16 protein-coding genes are annotated in these 25,103 nt (G+C 71.4%); 11 read left to right on the top strand and 5 right to left on the bottom strand.

Going from position 1 to position 25,103, the window contains the following annotated elements:
- The 5 genes from ABZ463_RS34135 to ABZ463_RS34115 all read left to right on the top strand — a co-directional run.
- A partial coding sequence (locus ABZ463_RS34135) for a phosphopantetheine-binding protein (protein WP_362782572.1) occupies nucleotides 1-463 on the top strand: 463 nt, incomplete at its 5' end.
- Nucleotide 464: 1 nt separating this feature from the next.
- Complete coding sequence (locus ABZ463_RS34130; RefSeq protein ID WP_362782569.1) at nucleotides 465-4,868, top strand: amino acid adenylation domain-containing protein; 4,404 nt, start codon at nucleotides 465-467, stop codon at nucleotides 4,866-4,868.
- Nucleotides 4,865-5,041, top strand: a complete 177-nt coding sequence (locus tag ABZ463_RS34125) for an MbtH family NRPS accessory protein (protein WP_352012967.1) — start codon at nucleotides 4,865-4,867, stop codon at nucleotides 5,039-5,041. Before ABZ463_RS34130 ends, ABZ463_RS34125 begins: the two co-directional genes overlap by 4 nt.
- Nucleotides 5,028-6,941, top strand: coding sequence for an AMP-binding protein (locus tag ABZ463_RS34120; protein WP_362782566.1), 1,914 nt, complete (start codon nucleotides 5,028-5,030; stop codon nucleotides 6,939-6,941). The genes ABZ463_RS34125 and ABZ463_RS34120 overlap by 14 nt, the downstream gene beginning before the upstream one ends.
- Nucleotides 6,938-12,724, top strand: a complete 5,787-nt coding sequence (locus ABZ463_RS34115) for an aminotransferase class III-fold pyridoxal phosphate-dependent enzyme (protein WP_362782564.1) — start codon at nucleotides 6,938-6,940, stop codon at nucleotides 12,722-12,724. Before ABZ463_RS34120 ends, ABZ463_RS34115 begins: the two co-directional genes overlap by 4 nt.
- Nucleotides 12,725-12,728: 4 nt before the next feature.
- On the opposite strand, the gene ABZ463_RS34110 is transcribed toward ABZ463_RS34115, so the two are convergent.
- The 4 genes from ABZ463_RS34110 to ABZ463_RS34095 are packed head-to-tail and all read right to left on the bottom strand — an operon-like array spanning nucleotide 12,729 to nucleotide 18,977.
- On the bottom strand, nucleotides 12,729-14,510 hold the full coding sequence (locus tag ABZ463_RS34110) for a hypothetical protein (protein ID WP_362782562.1): 1,782 nt from the start codon (nucleotides 14,508-14,510) through the stop codon (nucleotides 12,729-12,731).
- A 7-nt stretch (nucleotides 14,511-14,517) separates the two neighbouring features.
- Entirely contained in the window at nucleotides 14,518-16,503 is a 1,986-nt protein-coding gene (locus tag ABZ463_RS34105) for a hypothetical protein (protein WP_362782560.1), read from the bottom strand.
- Nucleotides 16,500-17,519, bottom strand: coding sequence for a hypothetical protein (locus ABZ463_RS34100; protein ID WP_362782557.1), 1,020 nt, complete (start codon nucleotides 17,517-17,519; stop codon nucleotides 16,500-16,502). The genes ABZ463_RS34105 and ABZ463_RS34100 overlap by 4 nt, the downstream gene beginning before the upstream one ends.
- A gap of 36 nt (nucleotides 17,520-17,555) precedes the next feature.
- On the bottom strand, nucleotides 17,556-18,977 hold the full coding sequence (locus ABZ463_RS34095; protein WP_352012961.1) for a hypothetical protein: 1,422 nt from the start codon (nucleotides 18,975-18,977) through the stop codon (nucleotides 17,556-17,558).
- 236 nt (nucleotides 18,978-19,213) lie between these two features.
- Between ABZ463_RS34095 and ABZ463_RS34090 the strand changes: the two genes are divergently transcribed.
- The 4 genes from ABZ463_RS34090 (at nucleotide 19,214) to ABZ463_RS34075 (ending at nucleotide 23,378) form a co-directional block, all read left to right on the top strand.
- Nucleotides 19,214-20,608: a DUF4407 domain-containing protein gene (locus tag ABZ463_RS34090; RefSeq protein WP_362782553.1), complete on the top strand. Its 1,395-nt coding sequence runs from the start codon at nucleotides 19,214-19,216 to the stop codon at nucleotides 20,606-20,608.
- A gap of 8 nt (nucleotides 20,609-20,616) precedes the next feature.
- Nucleotides 20,617-22,092, top strand: coding sequence for a protein kinase (locus ABZ463_RS34085; RefSeq protein ID WP_362782550.1), 1,476 nt, complete (start codon nucleotides 20,617-20,619; stop codon nucleotides 22,090-22,092).
- A 106-nt stretch (nucleotides 22,093-22,198) separates the two neighbouring features.
- A complete protein-coding gene (locus ABZ463_RS34080) occupies nucleotides 22,199-22,993 on the top strand; it encodes a GntR family transcriptional regulator (RefSeq protein WP_352012958.1) in 795 nt (264 codons plus the stop codon).
- A gap of 37 nt (nucleotides 22,994-23,030) precedes the next feature.
- Nucleotides 23,031-23,378 (top strand): VOC family protein, encoded by a 348-nt coding sequence (locus tag ABZ463_RS34075; RefSeq protein WP_352012957.1) that lies wholly within the window; start codon nucleotides 23,031-23,033, stop codon nucleotides 23,376-23,378.
- Here ABZ463_RS34075 and ABZ463_RS34070 read toward each other — a convergent pair.
- Complete coding sequence (locus ABZ463_RS34070; protein WP_352012956.1) at nucleotides 23,365-23,961, bottom strand: helix-turn-helix domain-containing protein; 597 nt, start codon at nucleotides 23,959-23,961, stop codon at nucleotides 23,365-23,367. The genes ABZ463_RS34075 and ABZ463_RS34070 overlap by 14 nt on opposite strands.
- A 239-nt stretch (nucleotides 23,962-24,200) precedes the next feature.
- Here ABZ463_RS34070 and ABZ463_RS34065 point away from each other — a divergent pair, with 239 nt between their 5' ends.
- Both ABZ463_RS34065 and ABZ463_RS34060 read left to right on the top strand, forming a co-directional pair.
- Nucleotides 24,201-24,611 (top strand): hypothetical protein, encoded by a 411-nt coding sequence (locus tag ABZ463_RS34065; RefSeq protein ID WP_352012955.1) that lies wholly within the window; start codon nucleotides 24,201-24,203, stop codon nucleotides 24,609-24,611.
- The gene (locus tag ABZ463_RS34060; RefSeq protein ID WP_352012954.1) at nucleotides 24,612-24,929 is read left to right on the top strand and encodes a hypothetical protein; all 318 of its coding nucleotides are present in this window, start codon (nucleotides 24,612-24,614) and stop codon (nucleotides 24,927-24,929) included.
- Nucleotides 24,930-25,103 lie beyond the last annotated feature (174 nt).

Raw genomic sequence — 25,103 nt, 5'->3', positions numbered from 1 at the left:
CACCTACCTGCCCCTGACCCACCTGCCCACCACCCACAACGGCAAGACCGACCGCAACGCCCTGCCCCCACCCCACACCCTCACCCCCCTACCGAACGACCAGGCGGCCGTGCGGGAGGTCGCCGGGGAGACCGACCCGGTGCGCCGTACCCTCGCCGACATCTGGGGACGGGTGCTCGGCCTGGCGTCCGTGGGCGCCGAGGACGACGTGTTCGAGCTGGGGGCGCACTCGTTCGCGATCGCCAAGGTGAAGGCGCGGGTCGCCGTGGCGCTGCGGATCGACCTGCCGCCCCGGGTGTTCTTCACCGCGAGGACCGTCGCGAAACAGGCCGCGGTGCTGCTGGAGAAGGCGTCCTCGCCGGAGGCCGTACTGCGCCGGGCCGAGGCCGTCGCCGCACTGCCGGAGATGAGTGACCACGAGTGGGCGGCGGCCGTGGCCGGCCTCACGGACGGGGAGGACTGACATGACGACCGTCGAACACGGCTGGCAGCCGCTCAGGCCGGGAAACCTGGAGACGGCCCCGCTCACGTACGGCCAGCGTGCCCTGTGGCTGCTCGACCGGCTGACCCCGGGCACCGCGTTGCACAACATCCCCTGGGTGTTGCGGCTCGAAGGGCCGGTCGACGCCGCCCTGCTCGCGGAGTGCCTTGAGACGATCGTCGGGCGGCACGACATCCTGCGCAGCGCGTTCCTCGCCTCGGTGTCGGAGCCGTACCAGGTGGTCAAGCAGGAGGCGGCGTTCGCGCTGGCGGTGACCGAGTGCGCGCCGGAGGCCGTCGACGACCTGGTCCTCGACGAGGCGCGCAGGCCGTTCGACCTGGAGCGTGACCTGCCGGTCCGGGCGCGGCTGCTGCGCTGGGCCGAGGACGGGTGCGTCCTGGTGGTCGTCTTCCACCACATCGCCTGTGACGGGCTCTCGCTGCAGGTCTTCGAGCACGAACTGGCCGTGCTGTACACCGCGCGGGCCGAGGGCCGTACGCCCCGGCTGCCCGCGCCTCCGATCCAGTACGCCGACTACGCGGCGTGGCAGCGGGAGCAGGACCCGCGTGAGGACCTCGACTACTGGCAGCGGCGTCTGGCGGGTGCTCCGGAACGGGTGACGCTGCACACCGACCGGCCCCGTCCCCCGGTGCGGTTGACGGAGGGGGCGACCCACCTGTTCGACCTGCCGCCCGAGGTGACCGAACGGGTGCGGGTGCTGGCCATGGACGAGGAGGTCACCCCGTTCGTCGTGCTGTTCACCGCGTTCGCGGTGTTGCTGCACCGCTACACCGGCCAGGACGACCTGGTCATCGGCTCCCCGGTCGCGGGCCGGGACCGGATCGAGATCGAGGACCTCATCGGCGACTTCGTCACGGTGCTGCCGCTGCGCACCAGGATCGACGGCGGGGAGAGCTTCCACGAGCTGCTGGCCGCGGTCGGCCGTGACGTCATGGAGGATCTCGACCACCACCGGGCGCCGCTCGACATGGTCGTCGACCGGCCGCTGATGAACGTCGCCTTCGGCGCGCACGGCGCGCAGGGCACCGGGCCGATGCGGCTCGGCGAGGTGAGCGGGACCCCGCGTGTCATGACCACCGGCACCGCCAAGTTCGACCTGCTGCTGTCCGTCTTCGACGACGGGCGCCGCATGCGGGGCGAGGTCGAGTACGCCACGGGCCTGTTCGACGCCGCCACGGTCGAACGGCTGGTCGGGCACTGGCTGACCCTGTTGAGCGCCGCCGTCGAGGCGCCGGGGACGTCGGTCTCCGAACTGCCCCTGACCTCCGGTGACGGGCACGGCGTCGCCGTACCGGTGAGCCGTGAGCCCCGGGCCTGCCTGCACGAGCGTTTCGAGGCGGTCACCGCCCTGCACCGGGAGCGGATCGCGACCGACGTCACCTACGAGGAGCTCAACGCCAGGGCCAACCGGCTGGCCCGTCACCTGCGGGCCCGTGGCGTACGGCCGGGCGACCGGGTCGCCCTGCTGCTCGAACGCACTCCCCGCCAGGTCGAGGCCGTGCTCGCGGTGCTGAAGGCGGGCGCCGCCTACCTGCCGATCGCCCCGGAGACCCCGGCGGAACGGGTGGCGTTCCTGCTTGAGGACGCGGGTGCCAAGGTGGTCGTCGCCGACCGGGCGGGGGAGGGCGTCACCGTCGGGCTCGACGAGGAGGCGGAGGCCATCGCCGACCACCCGTCGGACAACCTCGGCCTGGCCGTCCCCGTCGGGACGACCGCGTACATCATCTACACCTCGGGATCGACCGGCCGTCCGAAGGGGGTGGCCGTCACCCACGCGAACGTGGCGGAGCTGTTCGACGCGACCGAGGAGCGTTTCACCCCCGGCCCGGGGGACGTGTGGACGCTGTTCCACTCCTACACCTTCGACTTCTCCGTGTGGGAGATGTGGGGTGCCCTGCTGTACGGCGGGCGCCTGGTGGTCGTGCCGAAAGAGGTCGCCAGGTCGCCGGAGGACTTCGCCGGCCTCCTGCGGCGGGAGCGGGTCACCTGCCTCAGCCAGACGCCCTCCGCGTTCGGCCAGCTCGTCGGCCTCTTCGAGGAGGCGCCGAGGGTCCTCGACGACCTCAGGCTGATCGTCTTCGGCGGTGAGGCGCTGCAGCCGCACCACGTGCGCCGGTGGTTCGCCACCGGGGCGGGGCCGAACGCCCGGTTGTGCAACATGTACGGCATCACCGAGACGACGGTCCACGTCACGGCCTACGACATCACCCCGGAGACGCCCTTCGACCGAAGTGTGATCGGGCGGCCGTTGCCCCACCTGTCTGCTGAGATCGTCGACCGGTACGGCCGGGCCGTACCGGACGGGATTCCCGGGGAGCTGTACGTCGGCGGGTACGGGGTGACCGGCGTCTACGTGGGCCGCCCCGGGCTGACCGCCTCGCGTTTCGTGCCCGACCCGGCGAGGCCGGGAGCGCGGCGTTACCGCAGCGGTGACCTGGTCCGCAGGCTGCCCGGCGGGGACCTGGAGTATCTCGGCAGGATCGACGACCAGGTCAAGATCCGTGGTTTCCGCATCGAACCGGGTGAGATCCAGCGGGTCCTCGACGGGCACGACGCGGTGCGTTCCTGCGTGGTCGTGGTCAGGGAGGGGCGGCTGCTGGCCTACGTCGTGCCCCGCGACGGGTGGCCGGGGGCGTCCGAACTGCGCGCCTACCTGGCGGCCAGGCTGCCGGACTACATGGTGCCGTCGGCGGTCGTGCCGCTGGACGGCATCCCGCTGACCCCGAACGGCAAGGTGGACCAGCGGGCGCTGCCCGACCCGGGACGCGGGGAGCGGCCCTACGACCCGCCGAGCGGCCCCGCGGAGCAGGCGCTGGCCGACGCCCTGGCCGAGGTGCTGAAGCTGGACCGGGTCGGCAGGGACGACAACTTCTTCGAGCTGGGCGGCGACTCGGTGCGCAGCGTGCAGGTCTCAGGACGGCTCAGGCGGTCGGGGTACGCGCTGCCGCTCGACGTGCTGTTCGCCCACCCCGTGGTCCACGACGCGGCGGTCCTGATGACCCCGGCCGAGGACGGGCCGCCTCCCGAGCCGTTCTCGCTGCTCAGCGAGGGCGACCGGCGGCGGGTCGAGGCGCTCGACGACGTCGTGGACGCCTACCCGATGACCTCCATGCAGCTGGCGATGGTCTACCACATGGAGCTCGAACCCGAGCGGCGGCCGTACCACAACGTCAACAGCTACCGGGTGGCGACGCCGCTGGACGAGGAGGCGCTCGCCAGGGTCCTGACCGAGGCCGTGGCGCGGCACCCGGTGCTGCGCACCTCCCTCGACCTGGCCTCCTTCAGCGAGCCCATGCAGCTCGTCCACCGTGCCGCGCCGTCGCCGCTGATCGTCGAGGACCTCCAGGGGGCCGACCAGCAGGCGGCGATCACCGCGCTCGTCGAACGGGAGTGGGCGACCCCGTTCGACCTGCGTACGGCCCCGCTGTTCCGGGTGACGGCCCAGCGGCTGTCCCCGACGGCCTTCCAGCTCACGCTCACCGAGCACCACGCGATCCTGGACGGCTGGAGCTTCACCTCACTGGTCGCCGAGATCCTCAAGCGGCACACCCTGCTGCGCGACCACCCCGAGACGCCGCCCGCGGCACCGCCGAAGTCGCGTTTCAGCAGGTTCATCGCCCTGGAACGGGCAGCGGCGGGTTCGGCGGAGTCGGTCGCGTTCTGGAAGGAACGCCTGTCGGGGGTGGACGGCACCCTGTTCACCGGTCTCGGCCAGACGGCGACCGTGGCGCACAGCATCGACCGCGAGGTGAACGGCGAGCTGTTCCGGGCGATGTCCCAGCTGGCCGTGACGGCGGGCACCAGCAGGAAGAGCGTCGCCCTGACCGCCCACCTGGTCGCCCTCGGCCGGGTGTCGGGCCGCACGGAGGTCGTCACCGGTCTCGGCGTCAACGGCAGGGTCGAGGAGGAGGCGGGCACCGAGGCGCTCGGCCTGTTCCTCAACACGGTCCCCTTCTCCGTCAGTCTCGACGGGGGGACCTGGATCGACCTGGTACGACGGGTGCACCGGGAGGAGACGGCGATCATGCCCCACCGGCGGGTGCCGTTCGCGACGCTCGCCCGTCACATGCGCGACTGGAATCTGGACGCCAACTTCGGATTCAACCGGTTCCACGCGCTCGCCGGGGTCCGGATCGACGACGACCGCATCGGGTGCGCGCCGACGATGCGGTACGAACCCAACCACTTCACGCTCAGCATCGGGTTCGTGCAGGACCCGTCCACGGACCGGGCTCTGCTCATCGCCGACTATCCGGCCTCGAAACTGCCGCACACGGTCGCCGCGGACTACGCGGACTCCTTCCTGCGGGCCGTGCACGCCATGACCTCCCAGCCGTACTCCAACTACCGCGAGGAGCTCCAATGACCCACGTCGTCGTGGTCAACGACGAAGACCAATACTCGATATGGCCCGCGGAACGGACGCTCCCCCCGGGGTGGGCCGACGCCGGCCATCGGGGGTCCGAGGACGAGTGCCTGGCCCACATCGAGAAGGTGTGGACCGACATGCGCCCGCGCAGCCTGCGTGAACGGATCTGAGCCCGTGCAGCTCATCGAGGACGCCCTCGCGCACCAGGCGCGCTTACGGCCGGACCGGCTGGCCGTCACCCATCTTGACTTCGAGGCCGGGCACACGCCCAGGCAGCTGGAGGTGACCTTCGGCGAGCTCCACGCCAGAGCCACCGAGTTCGCCACCAGGTTGAGCGCGGTCGTCGCCCCCGGGCAGCACGTCATGCTGCTGCACAACGCGGGCGTCGACTTCGTCGTGGAGTTCTTCGGCTGTCTGATGGCCGGGGCGGTTCCCGTCCCCGCGCCCGAACCGCAGATCCCCTACCACCGGGCCGCCGAACGCCTCACCAGGATCGTCGAGGACGCCGGGATCACCGCGGCGGCGGCCGCCCGTCAGGTGGCCGTGGCCGACGTGGTCGCGCTGAGCCCGCGCCTGTCGGAGGTGACGTGGCTCAGCCACGCCACACCGGGCGAGCCGGGACCCGCGCGTGAACGTACGGCCCGGCGGGACGACGTCGCCTACCTGCAGTACACCTCGGGCTCGACCGGTTCGCCGCGCGGCATCGAGATCACGCACGGCAACGTGCTCGACGAGGTCGACTACTTCGGTGCCGCGCTCGGCCTCGACGCCGAGTCGGTGCTGGTGACCTGGGTGCCGGTCTTCCACGACCTCGGCCTCGTGCTGGGCACCCTGGTCCCGCTGCTGCGGGGTGCCCGCATCGTGACGCTGTCGCCGCAGGCCTTCGTGCGTGACCCGGAGCGCTGGCTGCGGGCGATCTCCGACTTCGGAGGCACCCACGCCGCCGCCCCCGACTTCGCCTACGACCTGTGCCTGCGCAGGATTCCCGAGGCCAGGCGGGCCGGGTTGCGGCTGGACACCTGGCGGGTGGCGATCAACGGCGCCGAGCCGGTGCAGGCCGAGACCGTCGACCGTTTCGTCGAGGCCTTCGCCCCGTACGGCTTCGACCCCGCCGCGATGCGCCCCTCGTACGGCCTGGCCGAGTGCACGCTCGCGGTGACGACTCCCCCGTTGCACGAGATGCCGGGCCGGGTCGTCGCCGACCGGGACGCGCTCGCCGAGAGCGTCGTCAAACTGTCGCCGACCGGGCGGACGCTCCTGTCCTGCGGACGCCCGATCCCCGGCATCAACGTCTCGATCGTCTCCCCGACGACCCGCGAGCAGCTGCCGGAGGACGCCGTCGGCGAGATCCGGGTGACCGGGTGGGGCGTGGCGCGGGGCTTCCACGGGGACCCGGCCAAGATGACCGAGCTGTACACCGGTGACCTGGGCTTCTTCCACGAGGGTGAGCTGTACGTCACCGGCAGGCTCAAGGACGTCATCATCGTCCGGGGCCAGAACTACCACCCGGTGGACCTGGAGCAGGTGGCCGAGCGGGCCGATCCGCAGATCCGTCCCGGCTGCCTGGCGGCCTTCCAGGACGGTGACTCGGTCGGCATGGTCTGCGAGGTTCGCGGCAACCAGTCCGAGGAGGCGCTCGCGGCGACGGCGACCACGATCCAGCGGGCGATCTCCGAGACGTTCCAGCTCAAGCTCGACGTGATCGCCCTGGTCCAGCCGGGCAGCGTGCCGAAGACGTCGAGTGGCAAGGTCCGCAGGAACGAGTGCGGTCGCAGGCTCGCCGCCGGTGAGCTGCGGGTTCGTCACCGCGCGGAGCGGACCGTGGTCTCGGCGCGGGTCAGCGCCGCCGCGGCCAAGCCGATGCTCAGGTTCCTGCTGGGCAGGGTGGTCGGCGTCCCGGTCACCCAGCTCGACGACCACGTTCCCTTCGCCGACTACGGTCTCGACTCCAAGGGTGCCCACGAGCTGGCCGGGGAGCTGGAGCGTCTGCTCGGCACGCCGGTCCCCTCGTCGATGGTCTTCGACTACCCGACCATCTCCGACCTGGCCAAAGCACTGGAATCAGAGTGAAGGAGATCGCCGTCGTCGCGATGGCCTGCCGCTTCCCCGGCGGTGTCACCTCGCCCGAGGAGCTGTGGCGGCTCCTGGTCGACGGGGTGGACGCCGTCGGGGAGGTGCCGCACAGCCGGTGGTCCGTCGAGAGGCTGTACTCGGCGGACCCGGCGGAGGCCGGGAAGATCAGCAGCCGGTGGGCGGGCTGCGTCGACGGGATCGAGGAGTTCGACGCCGCCTTCTTCGGTCTCTCCCCCGCCGAGGCCGAGCAGATGGACCCCCAGCAGCGGTTGTTGCTTGAGGTCGCCTACGAGGCGATGGAACGTGCCGGGCTGCCGCCGACCCACGACCTGGTCCGTGACTGCGGGGTCTTCGTCGGCATCAGCGGCAGCGAGTACGGCCGTGCCCTGGGCGGTGACCTGTCGGCCATCGGGCCGTACTTCAGCACCGGTCAGGCCCTGTCCATCGCGGCCAACCGCATCTCCTACGCCTGGGACATGCACGGGCCGAGTGTCGCGATCGACACCGCCTGTTCCTCGGGGCTGGTGGCGGTGGACATGGCGGTGCAGAGCCTGCGGCGCGGTTCCTGCCCGGTGGCGCTGGCCGGGGCGGTCAATCTCGTGCTGGCGCCGGAGAACTGGGTGTCGCTGTCCAGGTTCGGGATGATGGCCTCGGACGGACGGTGCCGTTCCTTCGGCGCTGACGGCGACGGTTTCGTGCGTTCCGACGGCTGTGCCCTGCTGCTGCTCAAGCCGCTCGACGCGGCCGTGCGCGACGGTGACGAGATCCTGGCCGTCATCCGGGGCTCCGCGGTCAACCAGGACGGCCGGAGCAACGGCCTGACCGCGCCCAACGGTCCCGCCCAGGAGGCGGTGATCCGGGCCGCGCTCGCCGACGCGGACCTGCCCGCCGAGGCGGTCTCCTACGTCGAGGCGCACGGTTCGGGCACCGCGCTGGGTGACCCGATCGAGATGGGCGCGCTGACCCGCACGTACGGCAGGCGGAAGGCGGGCCTGTGTCACGTCGGCTCGGTGAAGTCCAACATCGGGCACGCCGAGGCGGCGGCCGGGATCGCGGGGCTGGTCAAGCTGGTCCTGTGCCTGCGCAACGGCCACCTGCCCGCCTCGCTGCACTCGACCCCGCCCAACCCCAGGCTCAGGCTTGAGGGCACCAGGATGCGGGTGGTCACCGAACCGCTCGCCTGGACCGGCGAGGGACCGCTGGTCGGGGCCGTCAGCTCGTTCGGCTTCGGCGGCACCAACGCGCACGTCGTCGTCTCCGCCGCCCCCACCCGTACGGCCCGCGCCCCCGAACCACCGGACACCGCCCGCGGGACCGAACTCGAAGCCAGGGCCGAAACCGAAACCGAGGCCGGAATCGAGCCCGAAGCCGGAACCGAAGCCGGGGGCGGAACCGAGGCCGGGGGCGGGCCGCTGGTGCTGCCGCTCTCCGCGCGCAGTGCGAAGGCCCTGCGGGTCCTGGCCGGGCGTTACGCCGACTTCGTCGCGGCGCACGAGGAGGTCTCCCTCACCGACCTGTGCCACAGCGCGGCCGTACGGCGGGCACACCACCGGCACCGGGCCGCCCTGGTCGTGGCGGACGGCGCCGAGGGCAGGGCGCGGCTCCTGGACGAGCTGCGGGACCTGCCGAGGACCTCCGACGACGGGCCGCCCTGGCGGGACCCGGTGCTGGTCTTCTCCGGTCAGGGCGCCCAGTACCCGGGCATGGCCCGTCACCTGATGGACCGGGCCCCCTTCGCCGAGGTCGTGGCGCGTTGCGAGCCGGTCTTCCGCGCCGAGCTGGACGTCTCCGTGCGGGAGCTGCTCACCGGGCAGGAGGCGCTGCCGCCGTACACCGACGTGGCGCAGGCGACGCTGTTCACCTTCCAGGCCGGGCTGTACGAGCTGTGGCGTTCCCTGGGGATCGTCCCGGCGGCCGTCGTCGGGCACAGCGCGGGAGAGACGGCCGCGGCCTACGCGGCGGGGCTGCTGGGCCTGGAGTCGGCGGCCCGGCTGACGGCCGCGCGCGGGGCCGCGATGCGGCTGGCCCACGGGAGCGGTCACGTGGTCGCCGTGGGCGGTCCGGTGGCCGACGCGGCGCCGTACCTCGGGGACGAGGTCGTGGTCGCCGCCCACAACGGCCCCGGCGCCTTCGTGGTCTCCGGCCCCGGGCCCGCCCTGACCACCGCGACCGAGGCGCTGAGGAAGGCCGGGTTCACCTGCACGCCGCTGCCCGGCGAGTACGCCTTCCACAGCCCGCTGATGCGGCCCGCCGCCGAGGCGATGCGGCGGGCGCGGGTCGCGCCGACGGCCCCCGGCGGGACCGCGTTGTTCTGCTCGACCTCGCTGGGCGCGATCGTGAACGGCGTACGGCTCGACGCCGACTACTGGGCGGAGGGCATCACCGGGCCCGTCCGCTTCCAGGAGGCGGTCGAGGCGCTGGTCGAGATGGGGTTCGGCGCCTTCCTTGAGATCGGCCCGAAGCCGACCCTCGCGTCGGGGATCGTCAGGACCGCGCGGCGCAACGGCGGCACCGCCCGTGTCGTGCAGGCGCACCGCGACGGCGGCACCGTCCCCACGCTCGTCGATCTCTATCTAGCGGGGGCCGAACTGGACTGGACGGCCGTCTCCCCCGGCGGCGCGTTCCTGCCCGGCCTCCCCACCTATCCCTGGCAGCGGACCCGTCACTGGGCGCTCACCGAGAACTCGAAGGAAAGCGGCATGAGGGACGACGTCGTCACCACGATCAGGACGCTGCTCGCCGGACACCTCAAGCTGAGTCCCGCCGAGCTCTCCGACCACGCCAGGTTCCTGGACCTGGGCGCAGACAGCCTGGTTCTGCTGAAGGTCGTCTCGCAGATCAACGAGCGGTACGGGACCGCCTTCCAGCCGACGATGCTGTTCGACGAGCACCCGACCGTGCGGGCGCTGGCCTCCGCCGTCGAGGCGCAGGCCCCGGCGCAGACCACGCCGGTGACCACGACGGTCGCGGTCACCACGGCGACGACCCAGACGGTGGTCCCGGTCTCGCCCCTGCCCCAGAACACGGTGCAGAACACGGCCCAGAACCTGGTGTACGGCCTGGCGCAGAACACGGCGCCGGGGCCGGTCGACGCGACCGTCGCCCATGTCGTCGCCGAGCAGCTCGCCCTCATGCGGGAGCAGCTGCGGGCGCTCGCCCCCGGTGGTGCCCCCGCGCCTTCCGTTCTCCCCGCCCCCGCCCCCGTGGTCAACGGCGTCGCCCCGCAACTTCCGCAGGCCCCCGAGCCTCCCGTGGCGAGGCCCGCCGCCGCTCCGCCGGTCACGGCCCCCGCGTCCCGTCCCGCCGGCAGGCTCACCGACGACCAGCAGCGTTACGTGGACGAACTGGCCTCGCGGATGGACGCGCGGGACGCGGCGTCGAAGAAGCTGGCGGGCGCCTACCGGCCTCGTCTGGCCGAGAGCCGCCCGTGGGCGAACTTCAGGCCCGAGGTGAAGGAGCTGCTCGTCCCCATCGTGGCCGACCGGGTCCAGGGCGCCAGGATCTGGGACGAGTCGGGCAACCCCTACACGGACTACTGCATGGGGTTCGGCGTCCAGCTCTTCGGCCACACCCCCGAGTTCGTCTCCGAGGCCGTACGGCGTCAGCTCGACCGGGCCTTCTCCCTCGGCTACCAGCTACGGCAGAGCTACGAGCTGGCCGAGCAGTTCTGCCGGATCACCGGCCACGACCGGGTGACGTTCTGCAACACCGGCTCCGAGGCCGTGATGGGCGCGATCCGGCTGGCCAGGCTCGCCACCGGCCGTCACAAGATCGCCTACTTCGAGAAGTCCTACCACGGGCTGGTGGACGCGGTCCTGGCCAGGGGCGGCCTTGAGCCCGGCCAGTCCATGCCGATCGCCCCCGGCCTGTCCCCCGGCGCGATCGGCGAGGCGGTCGTGCTTCCGTACGGCGAGGCCGAATCGCTGGCCCACCTGCGGAGTGTGGCCGGTGAGCTGGCCGCGATCGTCGTCGAGCCCGTGCAGAACCGCAACCCGTCCGTGCAGCCCGCGGAGTTCCTGGCCGAGCTGCGGCGTTTCACCGCCGAGAACGGCATCGTGCTGATCTTCGACGAGATGATCACCGGGTTCCGGATCGGCATCCGGGGCGCGGCCGGATACTTCGGCATCACGCCCGACATGGCGACCTACGGCAAGATCCTCGGTGGCGGCCTGCCGATCGCGGCCATCGCGGGCCGCGCCGACCTGATGGACGGCATGGACGGCGGCAGCTGGGGCTACGGCGACGACAGCGCGCCGACGGCGGCGACGACCCTGTTCGGCGGGACCTTCCAGAAGCATCCGCTGGCGGTCAGCGCGGCCCGTGCCGTACTCGACCATCTGGAGAGCCGGGGACCGGCGCTCTACGAGGATCTGAACGGCCGGGCCAAGCGGATCACCGACGCGCTCTCCGAGATCATCCGGGCCGAGGAGCTGCCGTACACCATCGCCTCGTTCGGCCCGCTGTGGCGGTTCGAGTACCGGGGCGCGTCCAACTTCTACCAGCCGTTGCAGCTGGAGATGCTGTACCAGAGCCTGCTGTCCGACGGGCTCTACGTCTGGGAGGGCCGGACGTTCTTCCTGTCGACCGCCCACGACGACCGGGACGCCGACGAGCTGGTCGAGGCGGTCCAGCGGGGGGTGCACCGGCTGCGTTCCGCCGGTTTCCTGCCCGCGAGGAAGCCCCTCGAATGGCCCGCGACCCCGCAGCAGCGGCGGCTGGCACGCCTCCAGAACGAGCACGGCCCCGAGTGGAGCGCCTACCACGAGACCGTGCTGCTGCACCTGCGCGGTGACCTCGACAGGGACGCCCTGGTCGCGGCGGTCAGGGCGGTCTGGCGCCGTCACCCGGCGCTGCGGGCCGTACTCTCCGGGGACGGGACGCTGCTGCGGTGTGACCCTGAGGCCACGCTCGACGTGCCCCTCCTTGAGGGCACGGCGGTGGAGGTGATCCGGGAGCTGACCGACAGGCCGTTCCCGCTGGACCGGGGGCCGCTGTTCCGCGCCGCGCTGCTCGACCGCGGTCCCGGCCTGCACACGCTCGTGCTGTGCGCGCACCACGTCGTCATGGACGGGGTGTCCGCCGCGCTCCTGCTGTCCGACCTCACCGAGGCCTACGCCCAGGCGAAGAAGGGCCTTCCGCTGACCCCGGTCGTCACGTCCGTCCCCGCCCGCACGGGGGACGCGGGACCGGTCGGGGCCGTGGCGCCGGTCGCCGAGGAGGACTTCGCCCCGGCGGCCCGGCACACCTCCCGCCTGCCCGAGGGGCTGTGGGCGGCGGTCGCCGAACGCGCCAGGAGCCTGGGGTGCACGCCGTTCACGCTCGCCTTCTGCGCGTTCGGCCACGCGCTGCACGAGGTGACCGGCAGGGCCGAGCTGTCCGTCGGCGTCCACGTGGACCGCAGGACGACCGAGCGGGAGCACGCCTTCGCCGGGCACTTCCTCGACGTGGTGGCCGTCCCCAGCACCGCGGCCGGTTCCTTCGAGGACTACCGCGCCGGGCTCCAGGGACGGCTCGGCGCCCTGCTGGGCGCGCCCGGCGACCAGGGGACACCGGTCGAGGTCGTCTTCGACCTCAACCCGGCGGTGCCCGAGCTGTCGTGGCCCGGCCTCGACGTCGAGATCGAGGCGCCGAAGGCGGGACACGCCAAGTACGGGCTGTTCTTCGACGTCATCCCGGTCGCCGACGAGGGCCTGGTCGAGGTGACCTACCGGGCCCCGTTCGACCGTGACCTGGTCGAACGGCTGCACGCCCGCTGGACGGCCCTGCTGTCCGAGGCGTGACCCGTCAGGACCGTCCCGAGCGGCGGGCGGTGTTCCTCCGCCGCTCGGACGGGTCCCGTCCCGGCTCACCGAGTTCCCGCATGACGTCGTCGAGGAGCTCACGGGTGATCCCCTGTCCGAGCAGCGTCAGGAACACCTCCCTCATGAGGAGGGGGCGGGCGTCCCACGCGCACGTGAGGGCCAGCGCGGCGAGCAACGGCGCCGGAGGAAGCCCGGCGGAGAGCACCTCCCGCAGCGCCTCCTCCCCGGGTTCCTGGCCGTAGGCGGCGGTCAGCAGGTCGCGGTGCCGCCGGATCTGGCCTTCCTGGTCGCCCGGGTGGAGTCGCTGGACCATCTCGACGAGCTGCCCGCGTCGCCGCAGCGCGGCGCGGACGGCCGTCCGCCCGGTCTCGTCGGTGCCCCGCCGTACCAGCTCGTCGCAGGCGGTCCTGGCGGCCGGCGGATCGACGGGTTCCCTGGCCGCCGCGTCGGCCAGGTCGTCCGGCGACAGCGAGGCGAGGAGCGCGGCGCGTTCGGCCGCGCCGAGGTAGCGGGTGAGCCGTACCGTGACGGCCGGCTCGGCGGCCGTCATCCGGCGCAGGGCGGCCACCAGCGGCGGTGGGATCCGGCGTCCCGCGTCACGGACGATCCGGTCGAGGCCGTCGACGGTGAGCCGGGGCCCGTAGGCCAGGCTCAGCAGCGCGTCGTAGAGGCGTTCCTGGATCGTCTGGTCCAGCGTGGGGTCCGGCACCAGCAGTCTGCGGCTGCCGATGATCTGCCGGTGGCGTTCCTGTTCGCCTCCCTCACGCGCCCGCGCCGCCAGGATGTTGAGCTGGACCAGGTGTTGCGGGAGCATGTCGAGCCTCCCCTGCCCGAGGGCGTCGGCGCACGAGGTCAGCACCTCGTCTCCCCCGGTCGCCAACCACTCCTCAAAATCCGATATATCGGATATGTCAGGCAACTCGAAGAGGAGGCCGAGTTCACCGAGCACCGGCAGGACCGTGGCGAGGTTCTCCGCGCTCATGGACCTCGGCCGGGTGTCCCGGGCGAACCGCGCCGTCAGCTCCACGAGCCGGTCGCCGCCCAGGAGCGCGTTGTGGTAGACACGCGCGGCGTCCTGATCCTTGGGGATCTCCGCCCCGCGCCCCCAGGAGACCGGATGCGCCCCCGCGGGGGCGTGCCTGGCGAACGACAGCCTGATCCGGTGCCGCGAGGCGCTGTCCGTCCAGGTCGAGGCGGTCATCTTCGCCCTGAAGCCGTACGGCAGCAGCGCCGTCACCGCGTCGAAGAACAGCAGGCGGTCGAGCAGCGGCACGTCCTCCCCGTTCACGACGCAGACCGGCTGCCCGGTCAGCAGCAGCGCCGCCGCGCCCACCACGGTCTCGTCGGCGGCCCGCGCGGTCACCTGCGGGTCCAGCGTCGGCACGTCCACCAGGAGCGGCCCCGTGACGGGCAGCGCGCGTTCGGCGAACGCCCGGTAGAGCCCCTCGAAGGACACCGGCCCCTCGGCGGCCCGCTCGTAGGGCACGCAGAAGTACCGGGTGATCGCGATGTCCCTGCCGAGCCCGTCCCGCTCGTCGGACCACTCCTGTACGGCCAGGCCCAGGTGCGCGCTGTCCCTGCCGCCGAACCAGCTCATCGTCACCTGGGGCAGCTCGGTGGAGGTGCCCGGCGCGTAGCGGGTGATGATCTTGCTGAAGTCGCCGCCGCCCACCTTCCCGTCGCTGCAGGCGAGCACCTTCTCCCCGTCCCGCGTCCTCGGTTCCTTGCCCCACAGCGCCCACTCGGCGGTCAGTCGTACGGTCAACGCTTCCTCACCGATACATGATCAAATAGGGGATGGCAGCCCCGATGAAGCCGAAGAGCAGGAGAAAGAGCACGAAGAGAACCGGCCGGGGAATGAGCGGCTCGGAGCTCCGGCGCTCCGGAGCCGGCCGGAACCGGGAGAGGAAGCCTTCTCGCGGATGCGAACGCTGGTGCTGGTGCGAGGGGGACGACGAGGCGGGGCTCAGTCCTTCCAGCGGCCTGACAGCCGGGAGGTGGGCGACCGGGGGCTTGACCGGCTGGGGGCTGACGGGCTGGGGATTCGGTTCGGGTGGCGGCAGCAGTTGGCCGACCACGCGGTTGAGGGTCTTGGTGGAGAGCCGGGCCCGCTCAAGGAACTCGCAGAAGGCGCTCATCACGACGTTCCGCGCGCCCGGCCCGTACAGGTCGACTGCGGCGGCGACGAGCCCCGCCGACTCCGGCGGGAGGGGAAACCTGAGCACCTCCTCAAGCTCGGCGCGCCCGAACGACCGGCCGTAGGCCGCGACCAGCAGGCTCTTGAACCAGGCGAACCGGATCTCCCCGTCGTCCGGATGGACGGCCCCGATCGCGGCGGCGAGATAGCCGTGCTCCCGCAGCGCCGGGGCGATCGCCGGGTCCTCGGCGGCGTCGCCGCCCCTCATGACGAGCTCCCGGTAGACCAGCTGCACGATCGGCGGGTCGAACGGTTCCGCGGCAGCGGCCCTGACCAGGTCCCCGGTCTGCAGTTTCCGCAGTACGTCCGCCTTGCGCTCGTTGTCGGAACACAGCGGCAGCAGTCTCACCACGGCGCCGGGCTCGGTGGGCATGCGCAGCATGGCGTTGACCAGCGTTTTGCTCAGCCCGCCCAGTTCCTCCTGGATCCTCCCCACGCCTTCGACGGTGAGCTCGGGGCCGTACCCGACGGCCAGGACGGTGTCGTAGAGGAAGGTCTCCAGGCGTTTGGGCAGCTTCGGGTACTCCCACAGCAGCCGCTTCACCCTGATGGTCTCCCGGTGGAGGCGCCGGTCCCCGTCGAGGAGACCGGCGGCGGCGTTGAGCCTTCCCAGGCGAGCCTCAAGCTCGTCGTACCGTTCCTGCTCAAGGAGGTCGGCGCAGGCCTTCAACGCCTCACCGACCTGCGCGGACGACCACCTGACGGGCATCAGCGCCGTCGCGCGGCTCGCCTCGTCGAGCAGGGTGAGGACCCGTTGCTGGGCGTCCTTGAACGACAGCGGCTCGGTCTGCCGCGCGAGCCTGGTCACGGCCTCCTCCGGGGAGAACGCGTCGAGCAGCTCCACGTACCGGCCCGCGATGTCACGGCGGGCGGCGACGGCGTCGTCGGCCCCCCAGGTGACGGAGTACGCCCCCTCCCTGGTGTGCTTGGCGAACGAGAGCTTGATCCGGTGCTCGGCGGAGCTGTCGGTCCACGTCGAGACCGTCAGCCGTGCCCGCAGGCCGTACGGCAGGAGCGCGGCGACCGTGTCGAGGAAGCGCAGCCGTTCGCGCATCGAGACGGCCTCGCCCCGCAGCACGCAGACCTGCTCGTCCGTCAGCAGCAGCGCCGCGGCGTTCATCGCCGTCCTGTCGACCCGGTCCGCGATCACCCTCGGGTCGAGGACGGGGACGTTCACGTTGAGGGGGCCGTCGACCGGCAGCGTGCGACCGACGAGGGCGTCGTAGAGCCCCTCGTAGGAGACCGGGCCGTCGGCGACCTGACCGTAGGGCACGCAGAAGTAGCGGGTGTCGGCGATCGGCCTGCCCAGCCGGTCCCTGCGGTCCGACCACTCCTGGATGGCCAGGCCGATGTAGGGGGCGTCGATTCCCCCGACCCAGCTGACCGTCACCTGGGGCAGGTCCGTGGGGGTCCCCGGCGCGTAGCGGGTGACGATCTTGACGAAGTCGTCGTGGCCCAGCCGCCCCCTGCTGCACGCCAGGACGTTGTAGTCGTCCCTGGTGTCGGAGAGCTTGCCCCACAGAGCCCATTCCGCCGCGAGCCGCACCTCCCCCCTGGTCATCGGACTCCCTTCGCGTCCCCGTTCGACGACAGCTGCTGCCCGAGCCAGAGCATCGGCTCGACCACGTTGATCGGGTGCGCCTGCCCGCGGATCTGGTAGCCGCTTCCCGGCGGGGTGTGCGGGTCCCGTGCGCCGCCCGCGCCTCCGAGCGCCTCGGGGATCAGGTTCTGGAAGTCGTCGGGGTCGAAGGTCCCCCTCATCGGGTTCAGGTAGAAGCCGATCGACGAGGTCACGAAGAACTTGATCCGGTCGGGGTGGAAGAACTGTTTGAGGGTGGGCAGCACCATGTTCGCGTTTCCGCTGGCCGAGACGGTGGACAGGGCCTGGAACAGCTCCTCGGCGTCCTCCTCTCCGACCCGGGGGAAGCAGTGGGGGTCGGCGGGGTCGGGGCTCAGCAGGCTCAGGCTCTGCGCGGTCTTCAGAACCCGCAGTTCGTCGAACTTGGTGACGCAGACGGCGAGGTGGTGCGGCAGCATGCCGTCGGCGAACTCGTCCGTGGCGAGCATCCGCTGGGCGAGGTCGGCCAGCACGCCGTGCAGGTAGGCGAAGGCGTCCCCGTCCTCGAACTCCCGGATCGGGTCGAAGAGGAAGACGATGCCCCTGCTTGAGGCGAGGTTGTCGAGCAGGTCCTCCCGGTCTGTCCCGCGCCCGCGCTTGGAGTGGTACGAACGGCCCGGCGCGTCCAGCACGTCGATCCCGATCTTCCAGGCGCGCTCCTCCTTGCGCCTGCGCCCCCATCGTCTGGGCTGCGGCTCCGGCTTCTTGCTCAGGAACCAGCGGTAGTGGCCCAGTGCCCCGGTCGCCGGGGGGAAGCGCTGGTCGTGGGAGAGCGCCGTGGTCATCTCGATGAGGAAGTCGGTCGAGGGACCGTCGGCCCCGATGACCCGCCACGGCCCCTTCTTGAGGATGAGAGCGATGTCGAGGGCGGCGAGGAACGTGGTCTTCCCGCTGCCCGGCGCCCCCCATATGGCGATGTTGTGATCGGAACGTGCCGGTTGTCCCAGGTCAGGGTGCACGGTGAGCCTCATTCCATCTGTTCGCTGACATCTCACTCACGGCGTCTCGATCAGGGGGAAGGGGATCCGCTGGGTCCGCGACGCCATCAGGCCGAGCCCGGCGCCGAGTTCCCGGACGTCCACCGCGTCGTCGAGCCGGACCAGCCCGTCCCGGCCCAGGCGGGACCAGGCGGAGCCCTCCCGCCCCGGAGGCCGGTCGCAGATCGCCCCGAACACCAGGCCGGGGTACTGCTCAAGCCTGCGCACCTGCTGTTCCCAGTCGATCCTGCGCGGACAGGGCAGGACCTCCGAGTGGTGCGCCCTGGGCGGGTGCGGCGGCCCGTCGCCGACCGTGAGCAGCGCCGTACGCCCCTGGAAGGCCGGGGGAAGACGGCTCGTCACCTCGGCCAGCATGTCCTCGACCATCGCCGCGCCGGTGTAACCCCGGTAGACGGCCTCGCGTTCCCTGACGCGTTCCTCCAGGAGCTCCAGGGACCGCCGGGCGCGTTCTGCGGGCACCTGCCAGTCCGCGACGTCGACCGGATCGTCGAGAACCTTCCGCTGGAAGGAGTGCGCGCCGTAGGCGACCAGCGACACCTGGAGCCGGTCGTCCAGTTCGCCGGATATCGTGGTGATCATCTGGCTGACGCGCCGCAGCCTCTCGTGCACCCGCTCGGCCGCCCCGCTGACCTCGACGGCGCAGATCAGATGCGCGGGCCCGACCGACGGTTCGAGCCGGTACGGCACCGCGGCCACCAGTTCGGTCCAGCTCCGGCCGCCTCTGGTGAGACCGGGCAGACCGGAGAAGCGGACCCGGCCGGGCCGTTCCAGCTCGGCGGTGATCTCGTAGCGTCCCGGCGGGACCTTCGCCGTGTGGACGGACAACGGTGTGGGCCGCCGGTCCTGCCACGCCACGACCACGAACGCCGTGCCCTGCTCGTCGCTCGGCTCGCAGCGGACGGTGACGGCGGAGGAGCTGCCGCGCTGGGTGTCGATCGCGAACAGCGGCGCGCAGGTGAGTTCGAGCCGGTTGGTCGCCGGGTGGCGTCTCAGGACGACGAGCTCGTAGGACCGGCACAGGGGTTCGTCGGCGACGACCTCACGGAGCAGCGCCTCGACCCGCACCCCGGAGCGGGTGAAGGAGAAGGCCCGTGGATGGGCCGCCCTCAACCACTCCATCGCCTCCTCGGCCCGGGGGTCGCCCGGAGCCGAGCCGACCAGCACCACCGTGGTTTCGGCGGAGGCCCGCACGGCGTCGAGAACCGCCTGTCTGTCCCCGGGACCTCCTGGGGTGTCCTCCGAGTCGGTCCAGCGGACCACCTCTCTCCCCTGGCCACGGGGTGTTCCCGCCTCGTCACGGTGCAGGTCGAAGACGGTGACGCCCTGAGCCGCGACCTCCGCCACGCACAGGCGCCTGGTGCCGCCCAGCTCGGCGACCGCTTCGGTGAAGGTCTTGCGGAGCAAGCTCGATTCGGTCAACTAAGACTCCCGTTGCCACATCTCCCCAAAGCCGGTCTTGTTCCCCGAATAGTCACCTATGCCGTCAAACCGAAAAAACGACACAAGTCAGAAATTTTGCTATATTTCGCCGTCATTCACCGTGCTCATATTTGGCAATATGCATAGCCTATCCTGGCCCTGTACTGGTAGATCTGATACGAGGCAATCATGGTGCTCACGATCCGAGCAGGGGAGCCATTCCCGAGAGGAAACATGTGAGAAAGTTTCTGATCACCCTGTCCGGGGCCCAGCCCGACATCGTCAGGAGCTGCCCGACCGAGCACGGCAAGTTCGAGGGTATCGGCGGCGCGGTCCTCACCACCGGTGTGCTGGCCATTGTCTCGATGACGTTCGCCCTGTACAGCGCGCTCGGCGTCAGCATCTTCCTCGCCGTACCCGCCAGCGTCCTGTGGGGCCTGGCCATCATGAGCCTCGACCGGTGGCTGGTCGGTTCCATCCAGACGGACGGGCCACGCCGCTGGCGACTGGTCATACCGAGAATCCTCATGGCCGTGCTGCTCGGCGCGGTCATCTCGACCCCCCTCGTTCTGCAGATCTTCAAATCCGAGATCGACGCCCAGATCGTCCAGATCAGACAAGATCGCGCCAATAGCTTCACCCGCGAGCAGAAGAAAGGCGACATCGGCCAGGACGTCACCGCCCTGCGCCAGTCCGTCGCCGATCTGCGGAAGGTGATCGCCTCCCAGGGGGACGTGCCGCAGGACCCGGCGAAAGACCCGAAAATCAAGGCGCTGACCGCCGAACGCGACGCGCAGAAGAAACAGGCGGACGAGTACTACGACAAGTGGCAGTGCCAGCTGTACGGCGGGCCGACCTGCCCCCGCAAGGGCGACGGCGTGGTGGCCAAGGCGAGCAAGGCGGCCTACGACAAGGCGAACTCCCGGCTCGACACCCTCAACAAGCAGGTCGAGAAGCGCAAGCGGGAGCTGACCGCCAACGACGAGACCACCAAGCAGATCCGGTTCGAGGCGGCCAAGGCCGAACTGCCGAAGGTCCAGGAGCAGCTCGACGCCGCCGTACGACGGCAGAGCGACCTCCAGGAGTCCTTCGACGCGGAGAACAGGTCGGCCAACGGACTGCTGATCAGGCTGCGGGCGCTCAACGAGGTCTCCGGCAGGGACCTCACCCTCAACGCGGCCCGTCTCCTGCTGTTCCTGCTGTTCCTGCTGATCGAGTGCCTGCCGGTGACCGTCAAGATGATGCAGAAACCCGGCAACTACGAGAAGATCCTCGACCTGGCGGCACGACACGAGTTCCGTTCCGTCAAGGACAGCTTCGTCCCGGGCGTCCGGACCGAGGGAGCCGGGGCGTCCCCGGCCATGGGGGAGATCTGGCGCCGGGACGCCGCCCCCTCCCCGAAGCCCGACACCCCGGGCACCGTCCCGATGCCGCCTCCCCGGTCCGACGCGCGGGACGGCTCCACCACCTTCGAGACCCGGCCGGACACCCTCGACCCTGACGACGGGCACGTCTCCCTGGAGGACGAGGCGCTGCGTCAGATGCCGGACACGTGGGTGACCCGCACCACCGTCTCCGGCCAGGGCGCGGAGCGATCCGGCGGATTCGAGCTGTTCCCCGACGACGAGTGAGCCGTCATTTGATCAGAAGCCGTTATCGCCTGCTGTCCACGCTCGCCCAGGGAGGCATGGGCGCCATCTGGCTGGCCAGGGACGTGGTGCTCGACCGCCACGTGGCGCTCAAGGAGGTCGTGCTGACGCCGTACGGGGAGGACCTGTCCGTACGCACCGAGCGGGCGCTGCGTGAGGCGCGCGCCGCGGCGAGCGTCGGCCACCCCGGCATCGTCAAGATCTACGACGTGTTCCTCGAAGAGGGCAGGCCCTGGATCGTCATGGACTACATCAAGGGCCGCTCGCTCCTGAACCTGATCGAGGACGGCGGGCTCGGCGAGCGCGAACTGGCCAGGATCGGCGTCCGTGTGCTCGACGCGCTGAGCGCCGCGCACCGCGCCGGTGTCGTGCACCGCGACGTCAAGCCCGCCAACATCGTGATCAGCGAGGAGGGCGAGGTGTTCCTGGTGGACTTCGGCATCGCCCAGATCAACGGTCTGAGCGGCCTCACCACCCACAACGCCCTGGCGGGCACCCCGGACTTCATGGCGCCGGAACGCGTCAACGGCGGACGGACCGGCCCGCCCGCCGACCTGTGGTCCCTGGGGGTCACCCTCTTCCACGCCCTGGAGGGATACTCCCCTTTCCGCCGCGACAACGCCGCCGCGACCATGGGCGCCGTCCTCACCCAGCCACCGCCGCCGCTCTCCCGCGGGGGGCGGCTGTCCGAGGCGGTCGTACGACTGCTGGAGAAGGACCCGGCCAGGCGGATGGGCGCCGACGAACTCGCCCGCGTCCTGAGGTCGGTCGTCGCGGGCCCGATCCCCCCGCCGCCGCCTCGGGAACGACCGGAACGCCGGGAACCCCCGGAGCGCCAGGACCGTCAGGTCACGGAGCGGCGCGCCGTCGACCCGCAGAAGGCCGCGCGCCGCCTGGGCGCCATGGCGGCCGGACCCGCCGCGAGACTCCTGGAGACGCTGCCCAAGGAGACCGCCCAGCAGGTGGTGTCCCTGCTTGAGCCGCGGACCGCCGGAGGAATCCTGCTGGAGCTCCCCGAGAGCCAGGCCGCCGCCGTCCTCGTGGGGCTACAGGTGAGGGACGTCGGCGGTCTGCTGGAACGAATGGCCGTCGTCCCCGCGCGGGCCGCCTCGGTGCTGCAGATGATGTCCGCCGCCAGGGCGGGCCGCGTGGTGGACTACATCCGCCTTGAGGAGGCCTCCGCGATCGTCGGCGCGCTGCCCTCCGGTGAGGCGGCGCGCATCCTCGCCCACGCCCACGTCCGCACCGCCGCCGGGATCGTCAGGGAACTCTCCGGAACCCCGGCCGCCGTCCGGCTCGTCGAGGCCATGCCGCTACGCCGGGCCTGCGACGTCCTCTGCTACGTGCCGCCCGCGGTCGTCGCCACGGCGCTGCGGAACCTCCCCGCCGGGCTCGCCGAACGGCTGCTCGACGGCCTGGACGACAGGACCCGCGGCCTCGTCCTGCACCACCTGAAACGCCCCTGAGCCGTGGAACGGACCCGCGAGGGGCGACGGTCTCGATACGATCAATGGAAATGTCCCGGTCAGTGGTAGTCCGCCGCGAATGCCGACCCAAGGGGGAAACAAGAGGATGAGCGGCTCGCCGGCCCGCCGCACCCCGCGTGGCGCCGCGGGTGGGTTACCCCGCGTCGGCAACGGCTCCCTGGCCGAACGGACCACCCGTGCCCTCCTTGAGGCCATCATGGAGCGCCGCTTCCCCGGCGACCGCCTGCCCAACGAACCCGACCTCGCCGCCCAGCTCGGCGTCAGCCGTACCACCATCCGTACGGCGCTGCAGACGCTCGGACGGCTCGGCGTCGTCAGCAGGGCGCCGGCCAGGGGCACCCAGATCCGCCCCCACGTCGGGCGTGAGAGCATCCTGCTGCACCGCCTGGTCGGCTTCCGCGGACTGCTTGAGGCCAACCACGACGAGGTGCGCGTCGAACAGCGCTTCGAGGTGCGCGAACACCCGACCCCCGCGGGCATGACGGCCCTGGGCATCGGCGAGGACACCCCGATGGTGGCGCACGACAAGGTCATCTTCGCCGACGGACGCCCGGCGGTGCACCTGTCACAGGAGGTGCCGCTCGGCTTCGTCGCCGAGGAGGTACGGCGCAGGCTCGTCGCGGGGCACCGCTTCGACCCCCCGGACACCATCTTCGAGTTCAGCCGGTCATGGCCGGGCCGGGAGATCGACCACTCCCTCGTCGAACTGGTTCCCGCCGTGGTGCCGCAGGCCGCCGGGTTCCGCCTCGACATGGCGCCGGGCACGCCGTACATCGCGATGCGGGAGGTCCACTACGCGGCGAGCAACGAGGCCGTCGCCTACTCGGAGGAGACCGTCGACGACTCCCTCATTCGGTTCAGGATGGTCCGTACCCGCTGATCCGGTATGAAGGAGACCGTCCTTCGGGGAGGAAACCATGAGCGTTCGCCGTGTCGTACCGGACATCCATACGGAGTCCATGGAACAGAGCCGTGACTTCTACGGCCTGCTCGGCCTCGTCGAGGTCATGGACCTGGGGTGGGTCGTGACGATGGCCTCACCGGCCAACCCGACGGCGCAGGTCATCCTGATGGGACCGGAGGCGAGCGCCACGGTGCACCCCGACGTCAGCGTCGAGGTGGACGACGTGGACGCGGTCCACGAGGCGCTGGTCGCGCGGGGCGCGAAGATCGTGCACTCCCTGCGGGACGAACCGTGGGGGGTGCGCCGGTTCTTCGTGCTCGACCCGAACGGCAAGGTCGTCAACGTCGTCAGCCACCGGTGACCGGCTGGGCCAGCAGCAGGCCCGCGCAGCGGGCGACGAGGTCCTCGGCGTGGGCGGGGATCGCGCCGCCCGCCTGGTGGTGACGGCGCACCGTGGCGTAGGGGAGATCGACGGTCGCCAGCACCAGCCGCTCGACCTCCGGCGGCGTGCCCGGCCCGAGGCGCCTGGCCAGGGCGACGAGGGCCTCCTCGATCCGGCGGTTGCCGGTCCTCAGCCGTTCACGGGCGTCCCGCGGCCAGTCGGACTCGCCGAAGTCCGCGGGGCCGTACAACAGGACACGGGCCTGGAGCGGGTTGGCCCGGCTCCACGCGACGACGTGACCGGCCGCCGCCATGACGGCCCGCTCCGGCGGCTCCTCGTGCGTCGCGGCCAGGAAACCCTCCTGGAAACGGTCGACGGTGCGCAGCCACAGCGCGGCGAGCAGAGCCGCCCTGCTGGGGAAGCGGTGGTAGACCGAACCGCTCGGCGCCCCCGCCTCACGGGCGACCGCCGCCATGGTGACGCTCCCCGGCCCCGACCGCGCCGCCAGCCGCACCGCGGCGTCGAGGAGCCGGTCGACATCGTGCTGTGACGGTCTTCCCACGGCCCAAGAATACGGGTGGGGAAACACGACCCCCACGGTGCGTGGCAGTGCGTGGCGGAAGAGTCACTGGCCCCTTACCGGAAGCCCAAGAATCGGCTCGCTATCTGTACTTTCCGTATTACATTAGTCACCCTCTGTATAGACGTCGTGCACGGCACGCCCTAGGAAAGGAAAGCCGATGTCGACCGGACCACGCTCCGTCTCCTTCTGGAGCGGCCCCCGGGGACGGCACTGACGTGTTGCGCCGGCTCATTCACCGATTCGACCGCCGGGTCGGCTTCCGCGGATCGGTGTTGCTGTTCCTGGCACTGTGGAGCGCCAGCCAGGCGATCCGGCTCGCCTGGCCCGACCCCCTTGTCACCAGGACCCCCACCTACGTCTACCTCGCCAGCGTCGCCCCACTCGGGATGCTGGCCGTTCCCTGGGCCGCCTGCGCGATCATGTGCGGCATCCAGGCCTTCACCATGACCGACTGGGTGGCCTTCGCCCTCGCCGCAGGCGTCCTGGTCGCCTGGGCCGTGATCCACCTGGTGGGCGGCGTCAGGGGAGCGATCCCCCAGGCGTACTGGGCCTGCGTCGTGCAGGTGGCGGTCGCGAGCCTCATCCTGCGCCTGTCGCGCTGGCCCGAGCCAACAGAACGGGGGCACTGAATGGACCCTGGCGTCATCGTCGGCGCTGCGGGCGCGCTGGCCGGCCTGCTTTCCACCGTCTACACCGCCCGACAGGCCAGAAGAGCCGCGGAGGACCAGGAGGCCGCCGCCGAACGCGCGGCGCTCCGCCAGGTCGAACAAGGCGCCTACCAACGGGCGAGCGCCTTCGACGTGGACACCCAGATGCGCATGCAGGCCGAGATCGCACGCCAGGCGGAGCAGATCCGCACCCTGCAACGGCAGGTCGCCAGACTGACCCGGCAACTCACCCATGTGGGCCTGGTCCCCGACATCGACGACGAGGAAGAACACGCGTGACCCCGCCCACCACCACGTACGGCCTGCCCGACTCGTACGGCGCCGCGGGCCTGTTCGGGGAGGCGCCTCGGAGCAGGGCCGTGACCTGGAGCGACACCGCGAACCTGTGCGGAATGACACCTCAGGACGACACTGCGAGCTCGTTCGGGGCCTCGCCCCAGGACCAGACCGCGA

It is taken from the genome of Streptosporangium sp. NPDC020145 (assembly GCF_040631275.1).
Taxonomy (GTDB): domain Bacteria; phylum Actinomycetota; class Actinomycetes; order Streptosporangiales; family Streptosporangiaceae; genus Streptosporangium.
Note: the sequence above shows the minus strand (reverse complement) of the source record. Positions and strands in the feature narration are given on the sequence as shown.